General features: G+C 68.5%; 21 protein-coding genes and 6 pseudogenes. 10 read left to right on the forward strand and 17 right to left on the reverse strand.

The genetic code is table 11. From position 1 onward, the window contains the following. Positions 1-37 precede the first annotated feature (37 nt). Positions 38-709 carry a TetR/AcrR family transcriptional regulator gene (locus OG568_RS58760; RefSeq protein WP_329538136.1) on the reverse strand — a complete coding sequence of 224 codons (672 nt, stop codon included), beginning with the start codon at positions 707-709 and terminating at the stop codon, positions 38-40. A gap of 146 nt (positions 710-855) precedes the next feature. On the opposite strand from OG568_RS58760, the gene OG568_RS58765 reads away from it, so the two are divergent. The 3 genes and pseudogenes from OG568_RS58765 to OG568_RS58775 form a co-directional block, all read left to right on the forward strand. Then, entirely contained in the window at positions 856-1,692 is an 837-nt protein-coding gene (locus tag OG568_RS58765) for an oxidoreductase (RefSeq protein ID WP_329538138.1), read from the forward strand. A 35-nt stretch (positions 1,693-1,727) separates the two neighbouring features. Then, positions 1,728-2,744: a hypothetical protein gene (locus OG568_RS58770; protein ID WP_329538139.1), complete on the forward strand. Its 1,017-nt coding sequence runs from the start codon at positions 1,728-1,730 to the stop codon at positions 2,742-2,744. A gap of 53 nt (positions 2,745-2,797) precedes the next feature. Then, positions 2,798-3,238 (forward strand): annotated as a pseudogene (locus OG568_RS58775) (transposase family protein); the annotation flags it as partial. Positions 3,239-3,773: 535 nt separating this feature from the next. Here the strand turns inward: OG568_RS58775 and OG568_RS58785 are convergent. The 4 genes and pseudogenes from OG568_RS58785 to OG568_RS58800 form a co-directional block, all read right to left on the reverse strand. After that, on the reverse strand, positions 3,774-5,591 hold the full coding sequence (locus tag OG568_RS58785) for an OmpL47-type beta-barrel domain-containing protein (protein WP_329538140.1): 1,818 nt from the start codon (positions 5,589-5,591) through the stop codon (positions 3,774-3,776). A gap of 342 nt (positions 5,592-5,933) precedes the next feature. Continuing rightward, positions 5,934-6,544: pseudogene (locus tag OG568_RS58790) on the reverse strand (CbrC family protein). Positions 6,545-7,036: 492 nt separating this feature from the next. Continuing rightward, positions 7,037-8,623, reverse strand: a complete 1,587-nt coding sequence (locus OG568_RS58795) for an AMP-binding protein (RefSeq protein ID WP_329538141.1) — start codon at positions 8,621-8,623, stop codon at positions 7,037-7,039. A 35-nt stretch (positions 8,624-8,658) separates the two neighbouring features. Beyond that, positions 8,659-10,383, reverse strand: coding sequence for an aldehyde dehydrogenase family protein (locus OG568_RS58800; protein WP_329538142.1), 1,725 nt, complete (start codon positions 10,381-10,383; stop codon positions 8,659-8,661). 100 nt (positions 10,384-10,483) lie between these two features. Here OG568_RS58800 and OG568_RS58805 point away from each other — a divergent pair, with 100 nt between their 5' ends. Continuing rightward, positions 10,484-10,855: a hypothetical protein gene (locus tag OG568_RS58805; protein ID WP_329538144.1), complete on the forward strand. Its 372-nt coding sequence runs from the start codon at positions 10,484-10,486 to the stop codon at positions 10,853-10,855. 181 nt (positions 10,856-11,036) lie between these two features. On the opposite strand, the gene OG568_RS58810 is transcribed toward OG568_RS58805, so the two are convergent. The 5 genes and pseudogenes from OG568_RS58810 to OG568_RS58830 all read right to left on the reverse strand — a co-directional run bounded on the left by OG568_RS58810 (position 11,037) and on the right by OG568_RS58830 (position 14,085). After that, positions 11,037-11,336 carry an EthD family reductase gene (locus OG568_RS58810; RefSeq protein ID WP_329538145.1) on the reverse strand — a complete coding sequence of 100 codons (300 nt, stop codon included), beginning with the start codon at positions 11,334-11,336 and terminating at the stop codon, positions 11,037-11,039. 19 nt (positions 11,337-11,355) lie between these two features. Beyond that, the gene (locus tag OG568_RS58815) at positions 11,356-12,369 is read right to left on the reverse strand and encodes a zinc-dependent alcohol dehydrogenase (protein ID WP_329538146.1); all 1,014 of its coding nucleotides are present in this window, start codon (positions 12,367-12,369) and stop codon (positions 11,356-11,358) included. Between the two features lie 110 nt (positions 12,370-12,479). Further along, a pseudogene (locus tag OG568_RS58820) lies at positions 12,480-12,612 on the reverse strand (PaaI family thioesterase); the annotation flags it as partial. Between the two features lie 150 nt (positions 12,613-12,762). Then, positions 12,763-13,434: an enoyl-CoA hydratase-related protein gene (locus OG568_RS58825; protein WP_329538147.1), complete on the reverse strand. Its 672-nt coding sequence runs from the start codon at positions 13,432-13,434 to the stop codon at positions 12,763-12,765. 24 nt (positions 13,435-13,458) lie between these two features. Next, positions 13,459-14,085: a TetR/AcrR family transcriptional regulator gene (locus tag OG568_RS58830; protein ID WP_443077962.1), complete on the reverse strand. Its 627-nt coding sequence runs from the start codon at positions 14,083-14,085 to the stop codon at positions 13,459-13,461. Positions 14,086-14,392: 307 nt separating this feature from the next. Here OG568_RS58830 and OG568_RS58835 point away from each other — a divergent pair. The 3 genes and pseudogenes from OG568_RS58835 to OG568_RS62035 all read left to right on the forward strand — a co-directional run. Continuing rightward, a pseudogene (locus OG568_RS58835) lies at positions 14,393-15,568 on the forward strand (carboxylesterase family protein). 163 nt (positions 15,569-15,731) lie between these two features. Further along, a complete protein-coding gene (locus tag OG568_RS58840) occupies positions 15,732-16,460 on the forward strand; it encodes an MBL fold metallo-hydrolase (RefSeq protein WP_329538317.1) in 729 nt (242 codons plus the stop codon). A gap of 81 nt (positions 16,461-16,541) precedes the next feature. Then, positions 16,542-16,736: pseudogene (locus OG568_RS62035) on the forward strand (aldo/keto reductase); the annotation flags it as partial. Between the two features lie 307 nt (positions 16,737-17,043). On the opposite strand, the gene OG568_RS58850 reads toward OG568_RS62035, so the two are convergent. The 3 genes from OG568_RS58850 to OG568_RS58860 form a co-directional block, all read right to left on the reverse strand. Then, positions 17,044-17,862: an SDR family NAD(P)-dependent oxidoreductase gene (locus OG568_RS58850; protein WP_329538149.1), complete on the reverse strand. Its 819-nt coding sequence runs from the start codon at positions 17,860-17,862 to the stop codon at positions 17,044-17,046. Positions 17,863-18,013: 151 nt separating this feature from the next. Next, entirely contained in the window at positions 18,014-18,535 is a 522-nt protein-coding gene (locus OG568_RS58855) for a MarR family winged helix-turn-helix transcriptional regulator (protein WP_329538150.1), read from the reverse strand. A gap of 507 nt (positions 18,536-19,042) precedes the next feature. Then, positions 19,043-19,561: a hypothetical protein gene (locus OG568_RS58860; protein ID WP_329538151.1), complete on the reverse strand. Its 519-nt coding sequence runs from the start codon at positions 19,559-19,561 to the stop codon at positions 19,043-19,045. 555 nt (positions 19,562-20,116) lie between these two features. On the opposite strand from OG568_RS58860, the pseudogene OG568_RS58865 reads away from it, so the two are divergent. After that, positions 20,117-20,797 (forward strand): annotated as a pseudogene (locus OG568_RS58865) (site-specific integrase); the annotation flags it as partial. Here OG568_RS58865 and OG568_RS58870 read toward each other — a convergent pair. Continuing rightward, a complete protein-coding gene (locus OG568_RS58870) occupies positions 20,763-22,004 on the reverse strand; it encodes an MFS transporter (protein WP_329538152.1) in 1,242 nt (413 codons plus the stop codon). The pseudogene OG568_RS58865 and the gene OG568_RS58870 sit on opposite strands and share 35 nt — an antisense overlap. A gap of 99 nt (positions 22,005-22,103) precedes the next feature. Between OG568_RS58870 and OG568_RS58875 the strand changes: the two genes are divergently transcribed. Next, a complete protein-coding gene (locus OG568_RS58875) occupies positions 22,104-23,189 on the forward strand; it encodes a helix-turn-helix domain-containing protein (RefSeq protein ID WP_329538153.1) in 1,086 nt (361 codons plus the stop codon). Between the two features lie 132 nt (positions 23,190-23,321). Here the strand turns inward: OG568_RS58875 and OG568_RS58880 are convergent, their stop codons facing one another. From OG568_RS58880 to OG568_RS58890, 3 genes are all read right to left on the reverse strand, one after another. Next, positions 23,322-23,807, reverse strand: coding sequence for a hypothetical protein (locus OG568_RS58880; protein ID WP_329538154.1), 486 nt, complete (start codon positions 23,805-23,807; stop codon positions 23,322-23,324). Between the two features lie 466 nt (positions 23,808-24,273). Beyond that, the gene (locus OG568_RS58885; protein WP_329538155.1) at positions 24,274-24,696 is read right to left on the reverse strand and encodes a hypothetical protein; all 423 of its coding nucleotides are present in this window, start codon (positions 24,694-24,696) and stop codon (positions 24,274-24,276) included. 395 nt (positions 24,697-25,091) lie between these two features. Beyond that, the gene (locus OG568_RS58890) at positions 25,092-25,535 is read right to left on the reverse strand and encodes a YrdB family protein (RefSeq protein WP_329538156.1); all 444 of its coding nucleotides are present in this window, start codon (positions 25,533-25,535) and stop codon (positions 25,092-25,094) included. 128 nt (positions 25,536-25,663) lie between these two features. Here OG568_RS58890 and OG568_RS58895 point away from each other — a divergent pair, with 128 nt between their 5' ends. Next, a complete protein-coding gene (locus tag OG568_RS58895; RefSeq protein ID WP_329538157.1) occupies positions 25,664-26,200 on the forward strand; it encodes a 2'-5' RNA ligase family protein in 537 nt (178 codons plus the stop codon). Positions 26,201-26,401: the final 201 nt, after the last annotated feature.

Genomic DNA, 26,401 nt, shown 5'->3' on the forward strand with positions numbered 1-26,401 from the left:
AGTCGGCGCGAGCGGACACCGGACGGGGCGGAGTGTGTCAGCTACGGACGAGGAGACCCGTGAGCAGTATGTACAACGCCTGATGCAGGGCGTCCGGGAAGTTCGAGTCCATGAACGCGAAGCTCGGGTCGGCGTCATAGACGGCGCGCACCGCGGGCGCGGGGTGTGTGTGGGTCCACAGGCCGCAGATCAAGACGATGATCAGGTTGGCGCCCTGTTCGGAACGCTGTTGGTCGAGCTCGGGAAAGAGGCGCCGCAGCAGCTCGGCCAGTCCGAGAAGGCTGTCGCGGGCGCCTTCCTTGTATCGGGTCGCGACCTCGATGGAGATGTTGTGCTCCAGTACGCCGGCCTGCGCACTGAGCAGTTCACACAGCATCGGCCGGGCAGCGAAGGACGCGGCCAGCCCGGATGCCACGGCTTCGGTCCTGACGTCCAGAGGGTCGCGCGCGTCCACCAGTGAGCGAAGTTGTTCGCCCGCTTCTGTCAGGAAGTCACGGGCGCTCTGGTCGAGCAGGTCGAGCAGCACGGCTTCACGTGTTTCGAAGTAGCGCAGCACGTTGGACTTGGCGAGCCCGACACGGCGGCTCAGCTCATTGAGGCTCATCGCGGAGACCGGCATCTCGGCGAGCATCGCCGCGGCGGTCTGCAGGATGGTCTGCCTTCGCGCCAGGCGCTGTTCCTCACTCCTCGCCCGCTGGAACGTGGTCATGTCCGAAGTCTACAGACTGGCAGTCTCTTGATTAGAGACCGCCGTCCTCTTGTGTTCAGACCGCCGGTCTCTTATGTTTGTGGCAACGCGAAGCCCACCCGGCCGACGGCCCGCACACCGGGCCTGCCACGAACGAAGGAACTCTCATGTCGAACAAGGTCGCACTGGTCACAGGGGCCTCCTCCGGTATCGGTGAGTCCACCGCACTCCGGTTACTGAAGGCGGGATTCATCGTCTACGGCGCCGCGCGGCGGGTCGACCGCATGGACGCGCTCACCGCCGCGGGCGTGCGCACACTGCCCCTGGACGTCACCGACAGCACCTCGGCGAAGTCCGCGATCGACAGGATCATCGAGGACGAGGGGCGTATCGACGTCCTGGTCAACAACGCCGGCTACGGCTCCTACGGAGCTCTGGAGGACGTACCCCTGGACGAGGCCCGTGCCCAGATCGACGTCAACCTCTTCGGCCTGGCCCACCTCACCCAGCTCGTACTGCCCCACATGCGCAGCCGGCGCAGCGGCACGATCGTCAACATCAGCTCCATGGGCGGGCGCTTCGCCACCCCGATGGGGGTCTGGTACCACGCCAGCAAGTTCGCCGTGGAAGGACTCAGCGACGCGCTCCGGCTCGAACTGAAGCGGTTCGACGTCAATGTCGTCCTCATCGAGCCCGGCTCGATCCACACCGAGTGGGGCGCCATCGCGGCCGACAAGCTGCGCGCCGTCTCCGGTCACGGCCCCTACGCCGAGCAGGCCGGGGCCATGGCGAAGTCCCTGGAAAGCAGCTCCCGGGAGGGGGCCCGGATGACCTCTCCCCCTTCCGTGATCGCGGACGCGGTGACCAAGGCCGCCACGGCCCGCCGCCCGCGCATCCGCTACCGCGTCGGCTTCGGCGCCGGCCCGCTGATCCTGCTCAGCCGGCTCCTGCCCGCCCGTGCCTTCGACGCCCTCATCAAGCGCGGCTCCGGCGTACCGGCCTGACTCCCAGCCCCGTCAGCACAAGGAAAGGCCCTCTGGTGTCCAGTCCCGTCGAGCCCCGCCCCCAAGCCCTGTTCGTCCTGTCCTCCGCCCGGACTCTGCCGCTGAGCAGACCGGCCGGCCACCCAGGGATCCCCACCGGCTTCTTCCTGGTCGAACTCGCCGCGGTCATGGCCGCGTTCGAGAACGACTACGACTTCATCCTCGCCACTCCCGACGGCAACCCGCCCCAGCTCGACATCAACGGCCTCGCCCTCAACTTCCACGCGGCCGGCAACCTGGGCAGTGCCACCGCTCGCACCACCATCCAGAGCGCGGCGAAGCACTCCAGCCCCCAGTCGATGCGCGCCAAGAACCCCGCCCTGCTGGAACGCCGTAACGCCGAACTGGCCCTTGCGCGGCGGCACCTCGGACGTATCCCGGTCTCCCAGGCCCTGCCCAGAACCGACCGTGAGGCCGCCTCCATCAGGGACGACGTCGTCGCGAGCTTCGAATCCCTGCCACAGCGCCGCTACCACTCGATCCCCGAACTGATCCGCCGGCACCGCGACCCGGCCAACGACTTCTCCCTCGACGGCCTCGCGTTCGTCCACATGCCCGGCGGACACGCGCCGATGGTCGACTTCCACGACAACCCGTGGATGGGCGAGCTGTTGCACACCCTCCGGGAGAGTGCCGTGCCGATCTCCCTCATCTGTCACGCACCCGTCGCGCTGACCTCCGCCCGCTACCGCGTCGATGACGAAGGCGCCGTCACCACCGATGAACAGCACCTGTTCAAGGGTGCACGGATCACCACGGTCCCCCGCTACGGCGAGCGAATGATGCTGGAAATGCAGTACCCCAAGGTGCCCGGCGAAGCCACCCGCCTGCCCTACTATGTCGACGTCGCCCTGGACGCGGCCGGGTACGACGTCGGCCTCACCCTGAACCCCGCCGCCGTCAAAGTCGTCTGGGACAACGAGCACAATCTGCTGACCGGCAACGGACCCCAGTCCGTCGACGCCCAGACCGAACACCTCGTGCGGATCACACGGCGAACCCACACCACATGACCCCGCCGGGCCGGCCTCCCTCACGCCACCGTCGAACTCCCGGCCGCCCTCGCCCCACACTCGCCGCAGCAGCACTGGCCGCATCGACGAAGGCGTACCTGATCCTGGACGGAACCCCGCTGCCGATCGACCGGATCGTCGCCAACCGCCCCTTCTGCTCCGGCAAACACAAGAGGCACGGCATGAACGTGCGGGTGATAGCCGGCCCGAAGGGCCGTCTCCGCTGGGTCTCACCGGCGCTGGCCGGCGCCGTCCATGACGTCCGGGCCGCACGTGAGCACGGCATCATCGACGCCTTCACCGAGGTCGGCATCAACTGCCGGGCAGACAAGGGCTACCAGGGCGCAGGCGGCACGGTCCGTCTTCCTCACCGCGGCCGAGGGGACAATCTCTCCGCCGGTCAGCAGGCCGTCAACCGGTCCCACGCGAAGATCCGGGCACTGGTCGAACAGGCCATCGCCCCCCTCAAGTCCTGGCGGCTCCCGCGCAACCTCTCACGCTCCGGCTGCCACTCCTTCTCCGCCCGCAACCGGGCCAGTTCCCCAGCCGGACTCCCGCCGGACTCGCGGCGCTCGGGCAGTGCCTGGGGCGCGATTTCCTTGCGGACCACGTCCGCAGCGACTCGGTGGTGATGCCGAGGTCTGCCACCACCGCCGCGTATGTGCGCTTGCCGCCCGCGGCGCGACAGAGCGCGACCGAGTCCTTCCTGAACTCCTCCGGATACGGAGACCTTCATCCCACCTGGACATCCCTCCCCTGGACCATCAAGATCCATTGCCAGGGTGTCCATGGGAGAACGTCGCGTTGTCGAAGGTGACCGTACCGCCGGCGAACCATGCGTCGCTGAAATCTCCGCCGTCGAGGGCGGCTCCGGTGAAATCCATGTCCCGGCCACACCAGGACGAGACGGACGAGATCAACTCGTTCCTGTAAGGGCTCCTCAAGGGATCCGGCCGACGAAAGCCGAACGGCCCGCCGGGCGAACCGGGGGCCGTCACGGTGTTTCGGATCAGGAGTCGGATTTCAGAGTCAGGAGTCCCCGTCCCTGTGCCCGTGCGAGCCGCCCTTGATACGGATGCTGAGGGACTTCGCGCGCTCATGGTTCTGCGCGTGGTCGATCGAGCGGAACAGCAGTCGGTGCTTGCCGTCGCCGCGCACCTTGATCCGTGAGGAGTACTGCTTCCAGCCCCTGCCGTCGAGGTTGTACTCGGTCCTCGCCACACCGGACAGGTCGTCCGTGGCGGTCAGGGTGACGGTGACATTCGAGTGGTGGACGCCGTGCCTGTCGGGGCGCGGGGTCGTCGTGGCCTTGGTGACCGGTGGCGTGGTGTCCAGCGGTTCGTTCATCGCCTCGTCGGCCGGGGTCATCTCGCTCTCCACCGTCGGCGCCGGCATGCTGCCCGAGGCGTTGGTACCGATGGAGCCGACGCGCAGCAGCAGGTTGCTCCAGTCGTCCCAGCCGGTGAGCGGAGTGCGCTGGCCGTCGCCGTTGACGTCGTAGCTGACCGGCCTTTGGCTGATCTGGCCGTCGCAGTTCCAGTCGACCTGCTCGTCCGCCGAGGGAACGGTGACGTAGGCGCCGCCTCCTCCCGGGTTCGCGCAGTAGTGCTTCAGGTCGTGGTTCCCGCTGCTGGTCGGATAGGACGTTTCGTAGAGGCTGTTCTCGTCGAGTGCGGTGTTCTGGTGGGAGAGATCCATGCTTCCCGTGGTGGACCCGGAGGTGAGGCCCATCTGGTACGCGTAGTTCATCACGCTGAAGTACTGCGGCTTGTGGTTGACGTTGTTGTTCCCGCCGTGCTCCAGGTTGAGATTGTGGCCCAACTCGTGCATGAACGTGCCGGCCTGCTCGGAGACGGTGCCCACCTGATTGGCGAAGCTGCCCAGGCTGACGATGAGGTCACTTCCCGGGGTGGGGGCGATGCCGCTGGAGGCGCTGCCGGACTCCAGGTTGTGTGCCGAGATGGCGTAGTGGAAGATCGGCGCCCGACCGGTGCTCTTGAAGCCTCCGGTCTCCGTCTTGATCTTGTTGAACGCATCCCACTGGTAGAGACCGTTGACCGAGGTTCCCAGGTTCTTCGTCTCCGTGAGTTTCCGGGCCGTGCTCAGGTCTCCCCACTTCGTTTCGGCCGCGAAGTCGAGGATGCTGTCCGGTCCTGCGTCCACGTGCAGGTTGATGCCGGTGCTGGGCGAGTGGCGGTTGTAGGGCGAGTTCGCGAAGGCGTCGACCACCCGCTTGATCGCCTCGGGCGAGAGGGCGTGGCTGTGGTCCTTGTCCGCCATCCAGTCGACCTGGACGAAGACGTCCGGCTTGTCGACGCTGGCCCCCATCGCCGGCAGGTTGATGAACTTCCGGCCGGGCCCGGGCTGGGTGTGGGCGCTGCCGTCGGCCGGGTTGATGTAGATGCCGTTCTGCTTCCAGCTGTCGGGGATCCCGTCGCAGGTCTTGGAGTTGCAGTCGAAGGTGAAGTCGACGGTCGGGTCGAAGCCCTGACCGCCGCTGTGACTGATCACATAGCCGGACGGTACGGACGCGGTGTACCCGGCCGAACCGAGCAGGGGGGAGTCCCACCCGATGTTCACCTGCCCGGACTCCCGGTAGATGTTGAAAGCCACGGTCCCCACGTTGCCGCGAGGATCGTTGCACGCGTCGAGGGTCCAACTGACGGTGGTGCCCGCGTTGATGCGTTCCGGCAGGGTGGTGGGGCACCCGTTGTAGCGGAACGGGCCCAGGGTCAGATCGCGGTCGCTGTTGTTGGTGAACCGCACGGTCAACAGGGAACCCGAGCGCAGCGCGGCAGCGGCCGGTGTGCCGGCTGCCGCCAGAGTGACCAGTACCAGGGTCAGCATGCCCAGGATCGTGAGCCTGCCGGGGCGAGACAGGCCTGTGCTGCCGGCTCGTCTCCCGGCAGCATCGACATGACGCTGTGTGTTCATGGCGGCGACGGTAGGGTAACGCTCAGTGTCTGCCTCGCGTGACGCGACGCGGTGTCACTCCGCTGGCCGTCCGTGCATTGCCGGTCTCCGGCAATGATCCCCCCGGATGTTGCAGCCCGTCACGTCGTCGCGTCCCGCTGGGCCTCAGCGGTCGGAGGTGGCCTCCCTCCTCCTCCCCGAGCGTTCGTGTGAGGGGCGGATGAGCGAGGCGAAATCATACGGCCCGCGCGGTTCCCTTACCGGTCAGGGCTGGCATCAGGCATGCCATGAGCCGGCCGACCCGGAGGGGGCCAGCGCTACGCGCACGGAAGTGGTCCTCACACCATCTCGTACTCGCCTTTGAACTGGATGGCCCTGGCTCCCTGCCATACGCAGGTCGAGTCGGAGCGGGTCGAGTGCCTCGGGGTGGGCCGCCAGTCCGGTGGATCCGACCTCGCCGATGAAGGCGGCCGCGTCATTGCAGTGGACAAGCCAGTACGGATCCTGCCAGGCGTGGAAGCCAGGGGTGCGGCGGGTGACCTGCTCGAGGGTCTCCTCGCTGAGTCGTCGAGCCCGTATGCGTCGGTGAATTCGCCTTCGAATTGTTCAGCGGCGCTGCCGTCGGCGATGCACCAGGGGCACAAACTCCCGCTGACATCTTGGGTCGTGTAGAAGGTCGCGGTGTAGATCCATCCTGTGCTGCGGTTGCAGCACGCGCACGTCTCGGAACTCGCGCGGTGACGCGCCGCCGGAACGGCGCAATGCGCAGCGGCCGGCAGGCCGTCACAACACGTTGGAACAAGGCGGCACTCCACACTCGTACGCCTCGCAGGATCGCTGACCCACCCACAGACGATGCCGGGCCCCGGTGGTCTCCAAGGGCACACCGACCCTAGGGGGCCCAGGAAGCTGGTCGGGCGGATACGTGAACGCCGCTGCCACGCCGCCCGCTTGGTCCTCGCCCGTACACACCGGCGCGGTGCGCGCGTACGACGTGATCCGGATGCTGTCGCGGGACGGGCGGGCGACCCCGCTGGGCGACGCGATCGCCCGCTACGGGCGGATCGCCACTGTGCCTCCGGAAGGTCAGCACGATGGCACAGGCGTGTTCCCTGTCAAGTCTTTGTGTTCAGGTTCAGGGCCTCTTTGCTGGTGACCTCTGGGGCGGGTCAGCCCGGTGGATCGCTCGGCAGGGTGGGTGCCCTGCTTTTCCTTTGGCGCGTGGCTCGCCCGATTTGAGGAAAAGCAGGGCCGTGCTGCCGCTCGGCGAGTCCGGCTGTGCGGCCTTCCGACTCAACTGCACGCTCGTCGATCACGCCGGGAGGCTTGCCCGGACCGCTGTCACTATCAGCGGCGGCCGCACACGATCGAGGGGCGTCTCAGGCGGTTGCCGGGCGTCCCTTGAGGTCCTTGCGAAGGATCTTTCCTGACACCGATTTCGGGATGGCGTCGATGAAATCGACGATCCGGACCTTCTTGTGCGGGGCAACCCGTTCGGCGACGTACGACATGATCTCGTTTGCGGTCGGGCCGGCGCCGTCCTGGAGGACGACAAACGCACGGGGAATTTCGCCGCCTTCCTCGTCGGGATGCGCCACGACCGCCACGTCCGCGATCGAGGGATGGGTCAGCAGCACAGCTTCGAGTTCGGCCGGCGGGACTTGGTAGCCCTTGTACTTGATGAGTTCCTTGAGCCGGTCGACCACGTAGACCTCGCCCTTGGCACCGATCTCGATGATGTCCCCGGTGTGCAGGAACCCGTCCGGATCGATGGTGGCCGCGGTTGCTTCGGGGTTGCCGAGGTAGCCCTGCATGACGTTCGGGCCGCGCACGAGCATCTCGCCGGCGGAGCTGCGCCGACCTGGTGTCCAGGCGACGTCCTGGCCGGTCGCCGGGTCGACGGCCTTGAACTCGAGGTTGGGGACGGCCACACCGATCGAGCCGACGGACATGTCCGGATCGTCGAGTGGGGTGAGATGCGAGACGGGGCTGAGTTCGGTCATGCCGAAGCCCTGCATCAGTCGGACGCCCAGTCGCGTCATCAGACGGTTGCCAAGTGCCTCATCCAGCGGTGCGGCGCCGCTGACCACCATCCGAAGGCTCGACAGGTCGTACTGATCGACCATCGGGTGCTTGGCCAGGGCAACCGCTACCGGCGGGGCGATATAGAGGAAGGTGCAGCGGTTTTCCTCGATCTGGGTCAGGAATTCCGCCAAGTCGAACCGGGACATGGTGACCAGCGTGCCGCGTGCTCTGAGGGTCAGGTTCAGCAGGACGTTCATGCCGTAGATGTGGAAGAACGGCAGCACCGCGAGCACCGTGTCGCGCTCGGTCACCTCCAGCATCGGCTCGCACTGAGCGATGTTGGCGACGAGGTTGGTGTGGGTGAGCATGACGCCCTTGGCCAGGCCGGTCGTGCCCGACGAGTACGGCAGCACCGCGAGGTGGGTGGCCGGGTCGACGGCGATGTCGGGTGCGGCCGCGTCCTGGCCGAGCAGGTCGGGCAACGACGGGTAGCCCTCGGTCGGGTCCAGCACGATGAACGCGTCCTGGCCGAGACCCGCCTCCTGGGCGCCCGCGAGCGCGCCCGGCAGGAGCGACGAGACCGTGACGTACGTCGACGCGCCGGAATCGCGCAGCTGGCCCGCGATCTCGTGCGGGGCGTACATCGCGTTGAGCGCCGTCGCGGTGGCCCCGGCGCGCAGGATCCCGTGAAAGGCGATCGCGAAACCGGAACTGTTCGGCGCGTGCAGTGCCACGACGTCGCCCGGCGCGACCCCGCGAGCGGCGAGAGCGCCCGCGAACCGGTCCACCGCCTGTCTGAGCTCGCCGTAGGTCAGCGTGCGGTCACCGTAGACGACCGCCACCCGACCGAGATCGGTCTCGCTCAGCGAGCCGAATATGTAGTCATAGACGCTGGTCGCCGGAATCGCCACGTCGGGATACGTGCTCTTGATGCTGGTCACGGAGTGCTCCTTCGCAGGTTGTGGGATGCAGAGAGTCAGCCGCGGAATGCGTCGGCGAAGATTCCGGGAAGCTTGAGCCAGCTGGGCTTCGCCGCGAACGCGGACAACTTGGCTCCACTGCGGTGGGCTGTCCTGGCCGTCACGAACCACGGCGGTCGCGGGAACAACGAGTTCTCGCCGTGCAGAACCGAGCGCGGGAAGGTGCGGAAGGGGCCGTAGATGACCGAGCGTTCGGTGTTGTCGATGAGGTGAGCGTTGTGGACGACCCCGATGCCGGAGCCCACCTGCTCCAAGGTGTTGCCGGGGAACGCGCCCCAGGTGAAGGGGGCGCCCAGGAACGCCACCGCGCTCCACGCGTTGACTCCGATGGAGCCGTAGCGGAGTCCGGCGAGGATTTCGTCGAAGTCCTTGATCGCGCGCTTGTCCTTCGGGGCTACGGCGATGCTCGCGCCGAGGGTGCCGTCCAGTTCGGTGTTGGCGAACTCCACCGCGGCCTGGAAGAACTCCGCGCCCGTGCCGGCGAGAGCGGTGTGGCCGAGCACGGGTGAGAAGTACTCGGTCGCGAAGAGGTCTCTGCTCGTGGCTTCGGACACCTCGATCAGCAGGCGGCCGGAGTGGTCCTCGGCTTGGGGGTAGGAACTGCGGGCGGCGTCCATCTTGCGGTCGGAGCCGGGGTACCACGGCTCGCGTCGGGGCAGGCGGTCGAAGACGCGGCGCAGCTCGGCGAGGAACTCTTCCTTCTGCTTCCACTCCGCGGACAGGATCAGCGTCTGGGTCGCGATGCAGTTGTGGCCGGAGTTCTGCAGTCGCTGGGTGGCGATCTGCTCGGCCTGGAACTTGAGGTCGGCCTTGCTCCATTTGCCGGGGATGATGATCGTCGGCGAGACGCCCCCGAGCTCGGAGCTGATCGGCTTGTCCAGGACGGGTGTGCCGGCTTCGCGGTTCGCCGAGGCGGTGGCGCCGGTACCCCACACGATCGCGTCGTGGGTCACGGCCGAACCGGTGATGTGCACATGCGCGATGCCGGGGTGCTGGGTGAGATAACCGCCCACCTTCGCCGCGCCGTTGACGATCCGCAGCAGGTTCGCGTCGATCAGCGGCTTGAACGCCGCGCTGTAGGCCTCGGTGAGTCCTGCGAACGTCGGGTTCAGTTTGAGCACGGATGCCCGGTTGAAGGCGACGAGTTCGTAGAGCACGTCCAGCGGCCCGATCGAGGCGATGTTGCCGGCGCCGAGCACCAGCCCGACGCCACCGTTCTCTCCGACGCGCAGCGCTCCGAGACCGGCCTCTCCTCGTGCCTGATCCTCCGGAACGCCCGGCTTGAGCCAGACCTCGCCTGTGAAGCCGTGGAAGAGGGTGTATTCGAGCAGGCTCGACGGCAGCACTTTGAACCGGATCCGGCCGCCGGGTGCCGACTGGGCCTTCACGCCGCTCAGCGGCGACTCGCCCTTTGCCATCAGGGTCAGGCTGTGTGCGACGCGACCGAAGCCGGCCAGCGACGCGTACGGCCCGGAGATCCACTCCTCCCCCTCCATCGAGCCCTCGTGGGTTCCCTTGGCCGCGATCGCGGCCGCGACCCAGTCGTTCGCGTGCCGCGCGATCGACGCCTGTGTTTCCGTGATCAGGGTGGCCCGTTGGTCCAGGCCGAGCCTCGACCAGGAGTCTGCTCCCACGGTGAGGTCCGCGATCGCTCTGTCGAGGTTCGCCCGAACTTCCTTGGTGATCTCGTCGTCGACAGGGTGCGTCTGGGTCGTGCTCATCTCTGATTCTCCTTGGTCGCGTTGACGCGGCGGCGTTGACAAATCGGAGGCTGGTTGGCGTGGCAATGGCCGACCTGTCTGGTCTGGGCGGGCTGACTTCGTGCGTCGCCCGAATACCCCGGAAGCCATCGATGCGAGGAACGCCGCCGGCAAGAAGGCGATCTGCGCCGAGCCCGCGAGGATCGTGATGACGATGGCTGTGCCAACCGCTCCGCCCATGGTTCGCATGATGCTGCTGATCGAGTTGGCGACGCCGGTGTCCTTGTCGGCGACGAAGATGACGAGCGGCGCGGGCATTGCCGCGCAGGCGACAGCAATTGCGGCGCGCGGCGATGCCCGAGACCGTCGCCGGAATGAACTCGATGCAGTGGTCGTGGAACAGCGTCTACGCGGACATGGCGGCAACCCAGAGGGTGGCAGCCGACGCTTCTCCGACGCACTTGTGCCGATGGTCGAGCCGGTGGCGGGCTGATCGATTCCGCGATAGGGCCACGGGTCAGAACCGCGGATGCAGGACCGGACGACCCGCACGATCGCATCCGCGGGCTTCTCGATCCGTGGGTCTGGGGCCTTTTCGAAGCGGATGCCGCCGGGATGGATGCGGAGGCACGTGGTGGTCCGCGCTGACCGTCCACCCCGGCTGTCGGCCGGTTTCAGGGCTGCCGTGGAGAGGAGGTGTACAGGGCGGTCGAAGCGACCTCGAACCCTGCCGCGTGCTTTCCGGCCTCCGCCAACTCAGCGGACTGCAGTGCGGTAGCCACGGCGTCCTCGTCGGCGAACGACATCTCGGCCACCAGATACGGCGTCACGCCGCTGAGCCCGTGTGGGTGGGAGAGGTGGAAGTCGACGAGGCCAGGGATGGCCCTCACCAGCGCGACGTGCTCGTCGCGGTAGCGGGCGTCGAAGGCGTCGGGGTCGGCGGGGCCGAAGTACTCGACGACGATGCGGTTCATGGGTTTCTCCTTGTTCGGTTTAGTAGCCGTCGCGGACGACGAGGGGCTTGCGCAGGCCTTGGGCCAGGGCGGTCGGGGCGTCGTCGAAGCTCACGACGTCGGAGAACACCGGGAGAGGGTCAACGGTGCCGTCGGCGATGAGGGCGAGTACGTCGGGGATGTTCGGACCGACGTTGGGCCGGCCCGTCGTGAACGTCACGCCCTGCATGTACATCGAGAGCGCGGGCACGGCGACGTCCTGCCAGTAGATGCCGAAACTGTGACAAGTGCCGTTCGGGGCGACCGCGTTGAGGGCTGCATGTAGCCCGTCGGGACGGCCGGACGCGTCGAACGTCACTTGGAACTCGCGGCCACGGGGCGCTTCGTCGAGGATCTCGGCGCCCAGTCGGCGGGCAAGTTCAACGCACTCGGGGTCGAAGGCGTCGACGTAGGAGACCGAGGACGCACCGAGTGCCTTGGCGAAGGTGACAGCGAAGACTCCGACCGAGCCGGTTCCTCCGATGACCAGGACGTCGGCGCCCGGCGCATTGCGCAGCGCCGGGGCGACCGCGCCGTAGGTGTCGGAGAGGTTGTCGCCCACCGACGCCGCCGCACGCGCGCTGACACCCTCGGGCAGCGGCGCCAATGCGTAGCCGGCAAAGGGGATGCGGACCGCTTCGGAGAAGAAGCCGCCGTAGTCACCGCCGGTGGGCAGGCCGAACATCGCGTTCCGCGGAACGTTCGTACAACCGGTGGGGCGAGCGGATGCACACGAGGCGCAGGTGCCGCACGCGACATGCCAGGCGGGGACGACCAGTTGACCGGGCTTCACATGCGAGACGTTGTCGCCGACCTCGAGGACCTTGGCCACGGTCTCGTGTCCGAGGGCGAACGGGCCCTCGAACGGGGCCAGACCCGCGATCATGAAGCGGTCCAGGTCGCAGGTCGTCGAGACGACCGGCTGGACGATCGCGTCGTCGTCGGACTCAAGCACCGGCATCGGAACGTCGACGTATCGCAGCTCGCGCTTTTTGACGAACTCGAATCTCTGCATGGGTAGCCCTCCTCAGGACTCGGTCAGGCGGGACTGGGAACCGACGCATGTCGGTCCGGGGCCCCGGGTTGGTGAACGAAGGCCTGTCTCCGCGGGGTTGATGCCAACGCTCATCGATGCATCAGGCAGGTTGTCGTGCCATGAGCGACAAGCCGGCCCTGCTCGTCGCGTACTTCTCCCTGCGGTCGCGGTGCGGCGACCAGCGTGGATGATCTTCCCAACGGCCGTCAGCCTGTTCCCGGACATCGGGACCGTGTGCGTATAGCTGCTGGCGCGCACCAGTCAAGCCGCTTCGACGGCGGGCGTCGTCAGGTCAGCGGGCGCAAATGAGGGCTGAAGGCCGTACGGGGCGGAGCCCTTCGAAGCCACGGGCCCGCTCTGCCAACTGCCTGGTCAACCCAGCGGGTTGGTGGTGCCGCGCAGGGTGATCAGGACTTGGGCGTACATGCGGGCCTTGATGGTGCCGAGGGTGTCGCCGGCCTTGGCCGCCTGCGCCTGGGCGATCTCCGCGGCCGTGGCGCGGACGGCGTCCTCGGTGACCGCGCGGTCAATGATGCCGACGGCCTCGGCGTCGGCGCCGCCGTAACGGCGGCCGGTGAGCATGGCCTCGTGAGCGGTCTGCGGCGCAAGGCGTGCCTGGACCAGGGCGGCCATGCCGGGGGTGAAGGGGATGTTGATGTCCACTTCGGGCAGGCACCAGAAGCCGCGGTCGGCACGCATCACCCGGAAGTCGTGTGCGAGGGAGAGCATCGCCCCGGCCGCGAAGGCGTGGCCCTGCACTGCGGCCACGGTGATCACCGGCAGGGACAGCAGGCGCGCGTAGAGCTGCTGGACGGAGACGACGTAGTCCTGCCACTGGTCGGCGTGTCCGGACAGCCATTCCAGGTCCAGGCCGTTGGAGTAGAACTTGCCCGTGGCGGCGGTGACGAGTGCCCGTGGGCTGTCGCTCTTCTCCACCTCGTCCAGGGCAGCGCCTACGGAAGTGATCCAGTCGGGGTGGAAGCGGTTCTCGCCGTCGCCGAGGTCGAGGACGAAGACGTTGTCCTGGCGGTCGAGGGTGGGCATGGCGGCTCCTTGAGGCGATACGCGTCAGTGGATGTGGGTCGTACGGCTGGGAGCGGGGTCGGCATCGGGGCGGTTGCTCAGTGCATGGACCAGCAGGTCGTGGATCTCGGTGGCGACCGCCTCGATCGGGGCGCTGCTCTGCTGGGCCCGGCACATGACCACCGCTCCTTCCTCCGCGGCGACGACGAGGGCGGCAAGCCGGCGGCTTCGGTCCTCGGTCAGGCCGTGACGCCGCAACATGGCCGTCAACGCCTCCTGCCAGCCGGCGAAGACCGCGCCTGCGGAGCGGGCGAGGTGGGGGGCTTCGTCGTTGGTCTCCACGGCCACCGCCACGATCGGGCAGCCGGCCCGGAAGCGGCTCTTCACGAGTTGGTCGCGCCACATGGTGAAGAACGTGTCGATGGCTGCCACCGGATCGTCGGCCTGCATGGCGGCCTCGATCACGCCGGCCATGAAGTCGCCGGCCAGCTCCACCGCCTCTTCGACCAGCTGCGTCCGCCCGCCGGGGAAGTGGTGGTAGACCGAGCCGCGCGGGGCGCCGCTGTGGGCCAGCACCCGGTCGATGCTGGTCGCGCTCGCGCCGTACTCGCGCAGCAGGGCCGCGGTACTGCTGACCATCCGCTCGCGACTGTCGCTCTTACGAGGGCTCATGACACCACCTCAGTACGCCCCGCGTAGCCGGAGATGGGACCGGCCGCGGATATCCAACGTTCGTCCATGCTGGTCCGTCTTCCTCGCCGTGGAGATGGGGGGCTGCCCACGTAGGCGGACTCGCCGAAGCTAATCTATGGTGAATGACATAGAACATGCAAGGGGGTTCGTGCGCTCCTCCTGGTCCGGCGTCTGTGCCGGAACAGCCGGGGCCCGCCGCGAAGTCGGCAGCGAAGCCTTCCGATCCCCGCCCATGCGACTCGGTACGCAGAGGAGTCCTCCCGTACGGGCCGCAGAGGAGTGAACGATGACCACAGCCGATCCCGCCGAGACCCCGGGCTCGACGGGCGCCAGAGAGCGGCGGCTCGTGGTGCGCACCACTGCTGGTGCCGTGCGTGGCCGCCTGGAGCACCGCCTGGCTGTTCCGCGGCATACGGTTCACCGCGCCGCCGGTGGGGGACGCCCGCTTCCAGGCACCTCGCGCGCCCGAGCCATGGGAAGGCGTCCGCGACGCTTACGCCTCGGGCCGCCGCCTCCGCAGGAGTTCGGATTCAGAGGCATCTTCGACGTCCCGGACGCGGCGACGGGCGACGACTGGCTCACGGTGAACGTCTGGACTCCCGATCCGGATCCGGCCGCCGGGCGCCCGCTGATGGTGTGGATCTACGGCGGCGCGTATAAGCTCGGCCAGGCCGACAGCCCTGGCTACGACGCACAGCACATCGCCCGCGACGGCGATGGAGTCATGGTCACCTTCAACTACCGCGCGGGTACAGAGGGGTTCACCCGCATCGAGGGCGCGCCCGCCAACCGGGGTCCGCTCGACCAGGTGGCCGCGCTGGAGTGGGTACGGGACAACATCGCAGCGTTCGGCGGCGACCCAAGCACGGTCACCGTGTTCGGCGAGTCGGCGGGCGCGGGATCGGTGGCGGCCCTGCCGGCGATGCCGAGCGCGCGGGGCCTGTTCCACCGGACGATCGCGCAGAGCTCCCCCCGGCGGGGCGGGGAAGCTCGCCTGTCGCGCGGCATACCCCGACGCCGGACCGGACGAGCTGATCGAACGCGTCTCCTCGGACTGGCTGTTGCGCATGCCGTCCCTGCACCTGGCCGAGGCAGAAGTTCAGGGCGGCGGCCGGGCGTTCGTCCACGAGCCGACCTGGCCGGGGCCCGGGAAGGGCGGAGTCTTCGGCGCCTGCCACGGCCTGGACGTCCCGCTGCTGTTCGGCACGTTCGAGGCCGACTTCGGGCGCCTGGCGCTCGCCGACGCGGCGGTCACGCCCGAGGCGACGGAGCTGTCGTCCCGCTTCCGTACGGCGTGGACGGCGTTCGCGAGGACGGGAGACCCGGGCCGGCCGGCGTACGACACACGACGGCGGCCGGTGCAGGAACTCGACGCGAAGCCGGGGTCAGGCAGTGCCCGGAAGAGGTGTCGAGGGAATTGTGGCCGGGCCACGGTCTCCCGCCACTGCCGCTGCCGGGCTGACGGCCCCGACCACCTCCCATCCACAGATCACCTACATCCGTACGACAGAGAGCAACCGAGTCACATGCCCACTCAGCTCAACGTCAACGTCTTCACCGCCCCGGAGAAGCCACTGGTGGCAGAACGGCCCCGGCCCTTCGGAGCGCCGACGGCCTGGGATCCGATGACCTCGACCCTGATCTACGGCGAGCGCGATGCCGTCCTGGTCGACCCGCTCACCATCGTCCCCGAGGCCGAGGCACTGGCCGACTGGGTCGCCCTGCACCACCGCAACCTGACCACGATCTACATCACCCATGGCCACCTCGACCACTTCGGCGGCCTCAGCGTGCTGCTCCGGCGCTACCCCGAGGCCCGCGCCATCGCGACACCGGGCTCGGTCGAGCTGGCACGAGAGCACGAAAAGGCGCTGCCGGCCTTCCGTAAGTGGTTCCCGGGGCAGATGCCGACCACGCTCACGCTGCCGGAGCCCTACGAGGACGAGACCTTCACCTTGGAGGGCCACGAGCTGCGGATCATCGAGCAGGGCCACACCGACGGCAAGAACAGCACCTCCTTGTACGTCCCGTCGATCGACCTCGTGGTCGGTGGTGACGTCTTGTACAACCAGTGCCACGCGTACGTCGCCGAGACCACCCCCAAGATCCGCGAGAACTGGATCGCGGCGCTGGACCGGCTGGCGGCGCTGAACCCGAAGACGGCCGTGGCCGGTCACAAGAAGCCCGGCGCCCCGGACACCTCCGAGTGCATCGAGACGACGAGGCGCTACCTCACCGACTTCGGGAGCCTCCAGGAAAAGGCGTCCACCGACCGTGAGTTGTTCGACGCCATGCACACCCTCTACCCCGACTTCGCCGCCAAGCAGGCGTGGTTGATGTTCGGCCTGTCCTGACCAGCCACGCATACACATCCGCAGCACCCCTCAGGAAGGACCCCGCACCATGACCGCGCCGACGGCCCACGCAGCCGGACAATGATCGCCACCAAGCCCGGCCTGACCCGCAACGGATCTGACACGGTCCGCGGTGAACGAGGGGGCCCGGTCCAGCTCGGCATGAAGGCATGGCCCCCGTAGGGCCGCCCCGAATACCTGTGCCAGCAGGCAGAGATGAGCCTGCGACGCCTCGGCCTGGACCACATCGACCTCTTCCAGCTCCACCGCATCGACGTCATCTCCTGGGCACCCGTCGCCGCCGGCGGACTTGGAAGAGGGAGCAGACGACCGGATTGTCCTCGTCGGTAAATGAGATGGACCCCCGGCGAAGATAAGACGTCGGGGGTCCATTTCGTCTTGGGAGTAGTCCCGGGAAAGTGAGACTTTCACTTCGAAGCGACATCATGACGGTGCCGGAGGAGAGTCTCGGCGGCGGAGCCGTCAAGGAGTACGGACCGATATGTCTTCGCCGCTTGGATCTGCGCGCGGATCGGCCTGTTGAGAGCCGTGAGCGCGAGAGTTCGGGCTTGAGGGTGAGGCGTCAGGCGCCGGTGAGATTGCGGGAGGCGTCCATGAGGTGCTGGGTGGTCATGGCGTCCAGGGCGATCGGGGTGCGCTGTTCGAAGCGGCCCGGCTTGGCCCAGTAGTCGGGGGTGTGCCAGTCGTCGTGCTGGACGGCTTCGACGACGTTGTGTGCGGAGGTGTCGACGGAGTCGAGGACGAGCGGTCCGAGGATCTTCATGCCGGCCCGCATGTACCAGGGGGCGATGCGCATGATGTCGGTCTTGGCGGAGCCCGCGTTGATGACGCCGGCGGCGAGGCCGGGTTCAGCGCGGGTGAGATGGGCGGCGTAGTGGTGGTTGGCGAGCTGGATCGGCTTGCGGTCGCGGCTGAAGGCGAAGGGGGTGAACTCGGGGAACCGGGCGAAGTCGGTCTCGTCGGTCGGTGGGATCGCGGCGGTCATCATGAGTACGACCGGCCGTCCGGCCTGGCGCAGGGCGGGCAGGAGGAGCTGGGTGAGGTGGTAGCGGCTGAGGTAGTTGACCGCGAAGAACGGGTGGAGCCCGTCGGCCGTGCGGCTCTCCTCGAAGGTGAACACGCCGGTGGTGTGGACGAGGACGTCGATGCGGTCGTGCTGGGCGAGGACGCGATGGGCGGCGTCGCGGACACCGCCGTGGGTGGACAGGTCGGCGGCGAGGAAGGAGGCCCGGTCGGCGGCGGTGCCGAAGGAGGCGAGAGCGGCCTCGCCCTTGCGAGAGTCACGGCCCAGCAGGACGAGCCGGTGGCCGTGGGCCAGGAGGCTGCGGGCGGCCTGGAGGCCGATGCCGCTGTTGCCGCCGGCGATGAGGACGGTCTTCATGATGCTCCGGGAGAGAAGAGGGAGAAGACGGGCGGCCGTCGGCCGGTGGCATCGCGGCTGTGGGCCTCCCGTCCTCGGTGCGCTGAGGTCAGGCGCCGATGAAGTGCTCGGCCTGGTCGCGACTGGTGTGCAGGGCCCAGGTATGTGGGGGTCAGTCCCGGTCGGCCGACGGGGTGGTGCCGGGCCAGTCGGCGGGCCACGGTGCTTGGAGGGCGGCGAGCATGCGCTGGGAGATGGCACCGAGCTGACGCTGCTGCGCTTTGGTCAGCGGGTCGAAGATCAGCTGACGCACCGCGTCGACATGGCCGGGGGCTGCGGCGACAACCTTGTCCATGCCGTCGTCGGTGAGGGTGGCCAGGGTGGCGCGACCGTCCGCGGGGTCGGGGTGTCGCCGCATCCAGCCGCGCTTCTCCAGCCGGATCACCACGTTGGACAGCCGGGAGAGCGTGCTTCCGGCGTACTGGGCCAGATCGCTCATCCGCAGGGTGCGTTCCGGCGCCATCGACAGCGAGGACATCACCACGTAGTCGAACTGTGCGATGCCCGCGTCCCGCTGCATCCGCGCCTCCAGTGCGGCCGGCAGCTGGGTCAGTACATAGGCGAATGCGTACCACTGCTGCTGGTGGTCGGCATCGAGCCAGCGCGGATCAGCGGTCTCCCGTTCCTCTTCCACGCCCCCAGCATACTCCAAGCTTGAAGTAAGATGGGCAAGCAATTTACTCTTAGCTTGAAGTGATTGAGCGCCACATGGACTTCGGTGCCGAACCTGCCAGGCTCATCGGCGCAGTCGAAGTCCTCGCCGCTTTCGGGCTGATCCCCCCACCGCTCGTCGGCGTCGCGGGATCCTGGTCCCGATGGCTGCAACCGGACTCGCGGCTCTGACGGCCGGTGCGGCCATCACCCATGGGCGCCGCAAGGAGTTCCAGATGATCACCATCAACGTCGTCCTGCCGGCAGCGGCGGCCACCGTCACCTGGGCCGCTTCGGCCCGCACCCCTTCCAGTGCCTGGTCCCCGTTGCGGCGCGGCGGGGACAAGGTTCCGTGGGTAGAACAGCTAGGCGGTTTCGTTTGGATCAGTCGGTCGTTGGTCCGGGTGTGTCGGCCAGCGGTTATCGGAGGCCGTCGTGCGGCGACACGCTGTGTCGCAGTAGTGTCCGGATGGCGAGTTGCGTGGCCGCCTTACTGGCGGGCCGCGGCCTCGTACCGGTCAACTTGATCGCGCAGAAGCTTGATGGCCGTGTCGGCTTCTGCGTCCGCCAGCCCGCCAGTGCCCACGTTGATGAGGGTGGGGCCGTCGAGGGTGAACTGCTGCAGTGCCGTGGTGCCGTCGCTGTCGATGCGCACGCCCAGGGAACTGTCCCCGAGCTTGTCCACGCTCATCGGCGAGTACTTCAGCACTGATCCCTGGTAGGTCTCTTTGTGGCAGGACTCGAGTGCCTTCTCCATCGCGGCGAACGACTCGGCGGCATCGCTCGCGCTCGCGTACTGCCGAAGGCCCACGGAGGCCACCGTGGCGGTGAGCCCGCCGCCCTTCTGGAAGGTTCGGAAGACCTGCACCTGCGCTTTGTGCGGCTGGCGGTAGTCGCAGAAGGTTTTGTCGCCGCTGCTGGTGCTGCTGTTATCGGTTGACCATCCGGCCGGCATCTGCGACAGGGGCAGCAGAGCGGACGTGAGCAGCGGCTTCGTGAGGAGCGCCATCCGCGGAGTCGGGGAGGCGGATACCGGACTGGAAGCCGCCGAGCTGTGCGCAGCGGCGGGTTTTGCAGCCGCGGGCGTGGAGCCGGTGCTGCTGCAGGCACCGAGAGTCGCGGCCGTGACAGCCATGCTGAGTGCGGCGACGTGTTTCCGGTGGGACACGGAGATCGTTCTCCTGAGAGGTGTGAAGAAGTAGCGGAGGAACCGGTACGAAGCGTGAAGCCTATGTGGTCATGGAAACTGCACTGCTTCGGGGTGGGTCCGGACGAGCAAAGTGACCGGAGCAACTCCAGCTCAACCCACCACCCGCACGCCAAGCCGGTCAGTGCGACTGACCCGAAGGGGAACACGCAGGGAACACTTCTGTCGTCGGCGGGCGGACCCGTCTGAAGCCCTCCCACGGATAACACCCCAATACCTGCGGTAGCTTGATCCGTCACCTGCGGTGACGTCCTCCGACCGCTACGTAAAGCGGCCCTGTTATCTGCGGCAAGGGGGAAGAGGCGCCCACCGTCGCGCAGTTGCCGACCGGGAAGGCGTTGACCGTGCGGGCGGCGGCCGACGGTCCCGGCCTGGGCGAAGCGGCTGGCTGTGCCGGGCTCCGAGACCCCGGCCCGCTCGAAGATGGCGATCGACCGGCTGATCGCGCGGCGCGAGGTGCACCTACGGGAGAAGACGCTGTGGCGGATGCTGTATGAGACAGCCGGGCGGGCGGAGGAAATCCTCGGCGTCACCATCGAGGATCTGGACTTCGCCGGGCGCCGTTGCCCGGTCGAGGCGAAGGGCGCCCCGACCAAAGCCCGCCGCCGGGGCCGGGCTCGCGAGGACTACGTGCTGGAGCCCGTGTACTGGGATGCCGGTACCGCTCGGCCGCTGCCCCGTCTGCTGAAAGGCCGCACCCGCGGGCCGGTGTTCGTCACCCACCGCCGCCCGGGGCCGGGCAAGGTCGTCAGCCCCCGCGACGTGTGCCCGGTCACCGGCCTGGCTCGTCTCTCCTACGGGCAGGCCCGCGCCCTGCTCGACGAGCACACGGCCCTGCGCGGACCGGGCACGGGCTGGGACCTGCACGAGTACCGCCACTCCGCCCTGCCCCAACTCGGCGAACTGGGCGCCTCGCTGTTGATGCTGATGGCGAAGTCCCGCCACAAGAAGCCGGAGAACGTCCGCCGCTACTTCAAGCCGTCCCCCGAGGCGATCGCCGAGCTCACGAGCCTGCTCGTGCCGGGCGGCAGCGACCGCTGGGCAGCGTTCCTTGATCCTTCTCGGTGGCAACGGCGGTGGCGGAGAGGAGCGTCGCAGCGGCGAGGCTGCCCCAGAGGGCGGCCGAGCCGTGGGAGGCGAGAGCGGTGACGACCGCCGGGGAGACGGCGAGGCCGAAGCCCGTGGAGAGCTGGAAGCGGGCGAGGGCGCGTCCCAGGACAGGGGCCGGGGCGAGGGTGGTGACGAGCGCGGTGGCGCTGCCGGCATAGATGATCTCGCCGATGGTGCAGACCACGGACACCGTGGCGACGGCCGGGGCACTCCAGCCGTGTCCCAGTGAGGTGGCCGCGAGGAAGCCGAGGTAGGACGCGGCGACTACCACGCCGGCAAGAGCCAGCACGGTCCGCCGGGAGAAGCGGGACATCAGGACGGTGACTGGCACCTGGAGGGTGACCACCAGCACCGTGTTCGCCACGAAGATGGCTGACGACCACACCGGGGATACGTGCAACTGTGTCACCAGGACCAGGGGGAGCGCGATTTCGGTGATGTTGAGGCAGAAGGCGTAGACCACGTTGGCGGCCAGCAGCGCGCGCATCCGAGGTGCGGGCCAGTCGGCCCTGTCCATGGCCGGGGTAGCGGCCGGATGCGTGTGCAGGTGGACCGACCATGCCAAGGCCGCCGCAGCGAGATAGGCGAGCCCGGTGACGGCTGCCAGCGCCTGCAATGCGGTGGTGCCGCCCGCCAGGCACGCGGTGGCGAGGAGGGCACCCGCGCCCAGGCCGGCGTTGCGCAGGGCGCGGCCTGCCGCGAGAGCGGCGTCGCGTTCGCGGCCGTGGGCGACCGTGGCCACGAGGGCTGCATGGGCGGCCGGCCATGCCTGGTTGCCGATGCCGAGGAAGAGTGCCGCCGTCGCGAACAGCCAGACGTGCCCCGCCGGGGCGGCCAGCAGCAGCGCCACGCCCAGCACCCGCACGAGCATCGACGCTGCCACGACCGTGCTGCGTGCGCCCCGGTCCAGCCATCGGCCGACAGCGGGCATGCACACCAGACCCACGACGACGCCGACCGTCATGGCGATGCCGGTGACCGACGCGGACAGCCTCAGCACGGTCATCCCGTAGAGCAGCAGAAAGGGCCGCAGCAGGCCGGTGCCGAGCGCGTCCACGGCCAGGGCGACGGCATAGCGGGGGCCTCCGGAGGCACGGACGAGGGCGCGCGGCTGGAGCTTGGTGGTGGTTGCCATGGCGTCAACGGTGCGTTCGGCCACCGGGCCGACCATGTCGGTTGACGGACACCGTCAATCGACGCGTTCGTCGGCCATCCGACCAGCGATGATGAGGGGATGACGTTGAGGATCGACATCGACGGCCTGCCGTCCGGGCGACTGCGGTTCGCTGCCTCCCCGCTGGCCGAACTGACCGCGATGCTGCACGTGCTGGCCGAACCCGCGCATCACCCGCAGCTCGCCGGCTGGGCCGGGGACGTCTGGGCTGGGCTGCGGCCGGAGCTGGCCGAGCGGCTCAGGGAAGCGGAGTTCCTCTGGCGTTCCTCACGAGCCGACTTCCTGGTCCCCGCTCGTCCCCGGCCGACCCTCGCCGAGGAGTTGGACGATGTAGACCGGATCGACGACGAAACCTATGTGACCGCCGCGCTCATCACCACGTGCGGCAGCAACCGGGTCCACTTCGCCGCGCCGTCGCCGCTCGCCGACGCGACGGCGCGCGAACGGGCCCTGGACCGGGCCCAGGCCCGCGGCGCGCTCCAAGAGGCCTTCGCGGAACGGCTGCTCTCGGACCCGGCCGCCGTGCGGGCACGGGTGCGTGACACCCTCGAACAGTGCGCCGAGGCCTTCTTCGACGCCGCCTGGACGGGCGTCGCCGTGCAACTCGCCACCGACCTGCGCCTGAAGAACGACCTGCTGAAGCGCCAGGGCATCGGGGCGGCGCTCGCGTCGGTCTCCGGCGCCGTGACCCTGGCGCCGGACGGCGACTGCATCATCGTGGACAAGTTGCAGGACAATGCGACCGCCGCGCGCGGTACCGGGGTCACCTTCCTCCCCAGCGTCTTCGGCCGCCCGCACCTGGTGGCGGTCTATGCGCCCGGATGGCAGCCGGTGGTGCAGTACCCCGTGGCCGAGGCGAGTCCATCGGAGCCGGTATCGCTGGAAACGGTCACGCTACGGCTGGAGGCACTCGCGCATCCGGTACGGCTGCGGCTGCTGCGCACCCTGGCCCGCGGCCCGCACACCACCGGTGAGCTGGCCCACGCCTGGGAACTCTCACCCCCGGAGGTTTCCCGCCACCTCGCTGTCCTGCGCCGCGCGGGCCTGCTCACGGCCCGGCGGCACGGTCGTTACGTCCGTTACACCCTCAATCTGCCCGATCTGACGGCGCTGGGGGCCGACCTGCTGGCGGCCGTACTGCGCTGAGTAGCTTCGGTCTGCCAGAACACGGGCGACCGCCGCCTTCGCAACATCGTCCGACCCATACCCTCAGGGGCATCGTGTCCGGCCGTGCGGGCCAGGCGTGTCGGTCGCGTCGTCCCCGTGCGCTTCGCGGTCCTACTGGGAGAACGCGTAGGTCTGGACGGGGTCGAGGTGCAGTTCGTAGGGCCCGAAGCAGTCGGCCACGAGGGTCGCGACTGGGGCACCGCAGGGGCAGGCCCGGTTGAGCCCCTCGTCGCCTGTCGGTCCGCAGCACCCGTTGCTGTTCTCCCAGTTGGGCAGTGGCTGAAGGCCGACGGCGTCGGCGGGGTGCAGCAGCACTGTCTGTCGGCTGCCCGTCGAGATGACGAAGCCTTCTTCCCGGCAGACCACAGGTCCGCGCGACTGAGCCGGCTTCGGGTCCTCCTGATCGTCCTGCACGACGTAGGGAGGTCCCCAGGGCTCGGGATCGATCACGTAGCCGCCCCGCGGAACGGTGGAAGGTGCCCGGCGTGACTCCTTGTCCCGGTCACGCTCGTCGTCGAAGACGTCAGGGACGGCAGCAAGCTCGGCCAACTCCGGCGTGATCGCGGTGCCGCACTTGGAACAGAGGAAGACGGTCATGCTTTGTTGTAGTCCTCAGGGCTGCTGCTTCGCATCCTCGTTTCGCTGCTCGGAGTCGATGCGCGCGACGACGCCACGGAAATCGGGCACGCCGAGGTGAACGGTAGGGTGCCGGGCCGGGATGTCGCGCATGGCGGCGAGTTTCTGCTCGGCGGCGAGGCCGGCCTCGATTACGGCGACCTCGCCGAGCCGGCCCTGTTCCTCGGCCTCCCGGAGCCGGTCGAGCAGGTTCGCGTGGATCTCCTCCAGCCGGGGCAGCTGCTCGGGATCGGGTCGCAGGACGGGGCAGCGGATGCAGGCGTGTTCGTGGACGCAGGGGGTGCCGAAGTCGCGTGCGCAGACGCCGAGGGCCAGGCGGTGTCACCAGCGATCGACAACCGGTGTCAGCACTCACCGATAGAGCCAACTCGCTCCGGCGTTCAACTGAGTGGGAAGTCTCTGGGTTGGGGCGTGCAAGTCGTGACGGTCACGGAGGAGCTGCTGATCCAGCGTCGGCGTCCCCCACACGTTTGCGGGGGCGGAGTCCGGGCGAAGGCTTGACGAACACCCGGCCCAGGTCCGCCCGGGTCACAAGCGCAACGGTGGACCGGCCTCTGCGAATCTCCACCGCAGCCGACGTACTCCGGGACAGCAACTGCTCGTCGGCGACGATCAACGCGTCCCGCAGCTGGGCCGCATGACCGAGACCCATCAACGTGTGCTGATGGTCCACCGTTCGGACCTGGTAGGTGTTCGGCCCGCGTGGATCATCGAGCACCTGGACGTCGAACCGTGAGAGGGCAAGGACCAGGCGTTGCCCGTGGAGTACCTCGACGCGGTCGGCGATGCCCTTGCGGATCCACCAGCTCGCTATGCCGGCGGCCTGGGCCAGAACGTTCACCCCTGTCACGTCCAGATGGCTCGGGGGTCCTCCCGGCCGCGTGACATCGCGCCGGAACCGGTACATCGGCTCTTCGGAATCTATGCATCCTCCCTGTGTTGACCTCAGTCTGCCCGTACCCGGCGAAGCCGTCACGCCTCATGGAGTGCGCGGACTCCGCCGACCGATCAAGGGCGCGCCTGCGGCGATGCCGCGCGTTGGCTTCGGCCATCCCGGACCAGCAGTCCACCCCTGGGCCTGGCCGGCTGTTGGGCGGGGTTTCCCGTGGGGCATCCGTCCGCAGGTTGGGCGCACTTCGGGTGGGGAGATTCACCGAGCAGGGGTGGGGTCCCCCCGAGCAGGGGGGTAATCGCTTCAAGGTTCTGGCCGCAGTTGCGTGAACCGGTCCTGGTTGTCAGTCGCGCCTACCCGGTCTGTGCAGTCGATTCGGTGCCGGTCGACAGGGGGATGCGGAAAGTCTCGGCGACCGTGATATTGGCGGCCGTCATGACCGCCATGGCGCCTGCCACGACGGGGTGCCCCACTCCGTACAGAGCGGCGGCGCCACCGCCGAGCACCAGCGCCTTCACCACCAGGACGAGCACGAGCCGCGGTCGCCACCGCGCCCGGGGTGCCGCGAACAGCCCCCAGACCACGACGGCTGACAGGGGTGTGCCCACGCCGAGCAGGATCCGGAGGGCACCCTCATGCCCCGCACCGAATCCCCACCAGCCCAGAAAGCCCAGCGCGGCAAGTTCCAGCAGGAACGCCACGGCTTCATTCGCGGCATACCAGGGCCGCGCATCGAGCCCGGCTGCACCACCACTGCCCTCCGCGATGTTCCCTCCCGCTGCTCCGTGTCCCAGCATGACACCGCGGTCAGAGCGTAGGCGCGGCAATCACGGAACTGCGGACAGAGCCCTGAGCTTTCAACGCGCGCCATCACTCGATCGTGATCGGGTCGCTGTCGCTCTGGGCCTGCTGATACATATGTGCGATGGCAGGCGATGACTCCGGTGAGTTTCAGGCAGGGCGGTCGGGACTCATCGTGAGGGTCCCCGAGGCGGAACCTGCTGTTCGAGCGTGGCGTGACCGGCTGGACCCCTCAGCCCGTGCGGGTGTTCCGGCCCATGTCACCGTCCTCTTCCCGTTTCTCGACGAGAGCCGCATCGACGACGGTGCTTGCGCTGCCATCGGAGAAGTGATCGGGCGTCACCGGTCCTTCGAGGCCCGGTTCGAGCACTGCGGGCGATTCCCGGGGATCTTGTATCTCGTCCCCGAACCGGACATCCCGTTCCGTCGGCTCACCGAGGCGATCGCGGACCGGTGGCCGGAGACCCCGCCGTTCGGCGGGCAGTTCGACGAGGTCGTCCCGCATCTGACCATCGCCCAGGGGCAAGACGATGCCGTGCTGGAGGAGGCCGAGGCCGACCTTCGTAGCCGGCTTCCCGTCACTGGCCGTGTGTCGTCGGTCGATCTGATGGTTCACGACGGAACAAGGTGGCAGCAGCGAGCGTCGTTCGCGCTCCGGTGATCCCTCTGTTGGTCTGCTGGGCCTTGGTAGGTGGTCGACCACACTGGCTCGATCGGCGGGCCGACGCGGGCGAGCACGTCCAGGAAGGCTTGGCGGCGCTCCACGTACGGGCGCGGGCGAAGGTCGGGGAAGTCCGCCGCAGGGTGGGGCCAGGGCGTCGAAGGCCACGTACGTCGCGGGGTGCCGAGCGGCGAGCTCCCG

This window comes from Streptomyces sp. NBC_01450 (genome assembly GCF_036227505.1).
Taxonomy (GTDB): domain Bacteria; phylum Actinomycetota; class Actinomycetes; order Streptomycetales; family Streptomycetaceae; genus Streptomyces.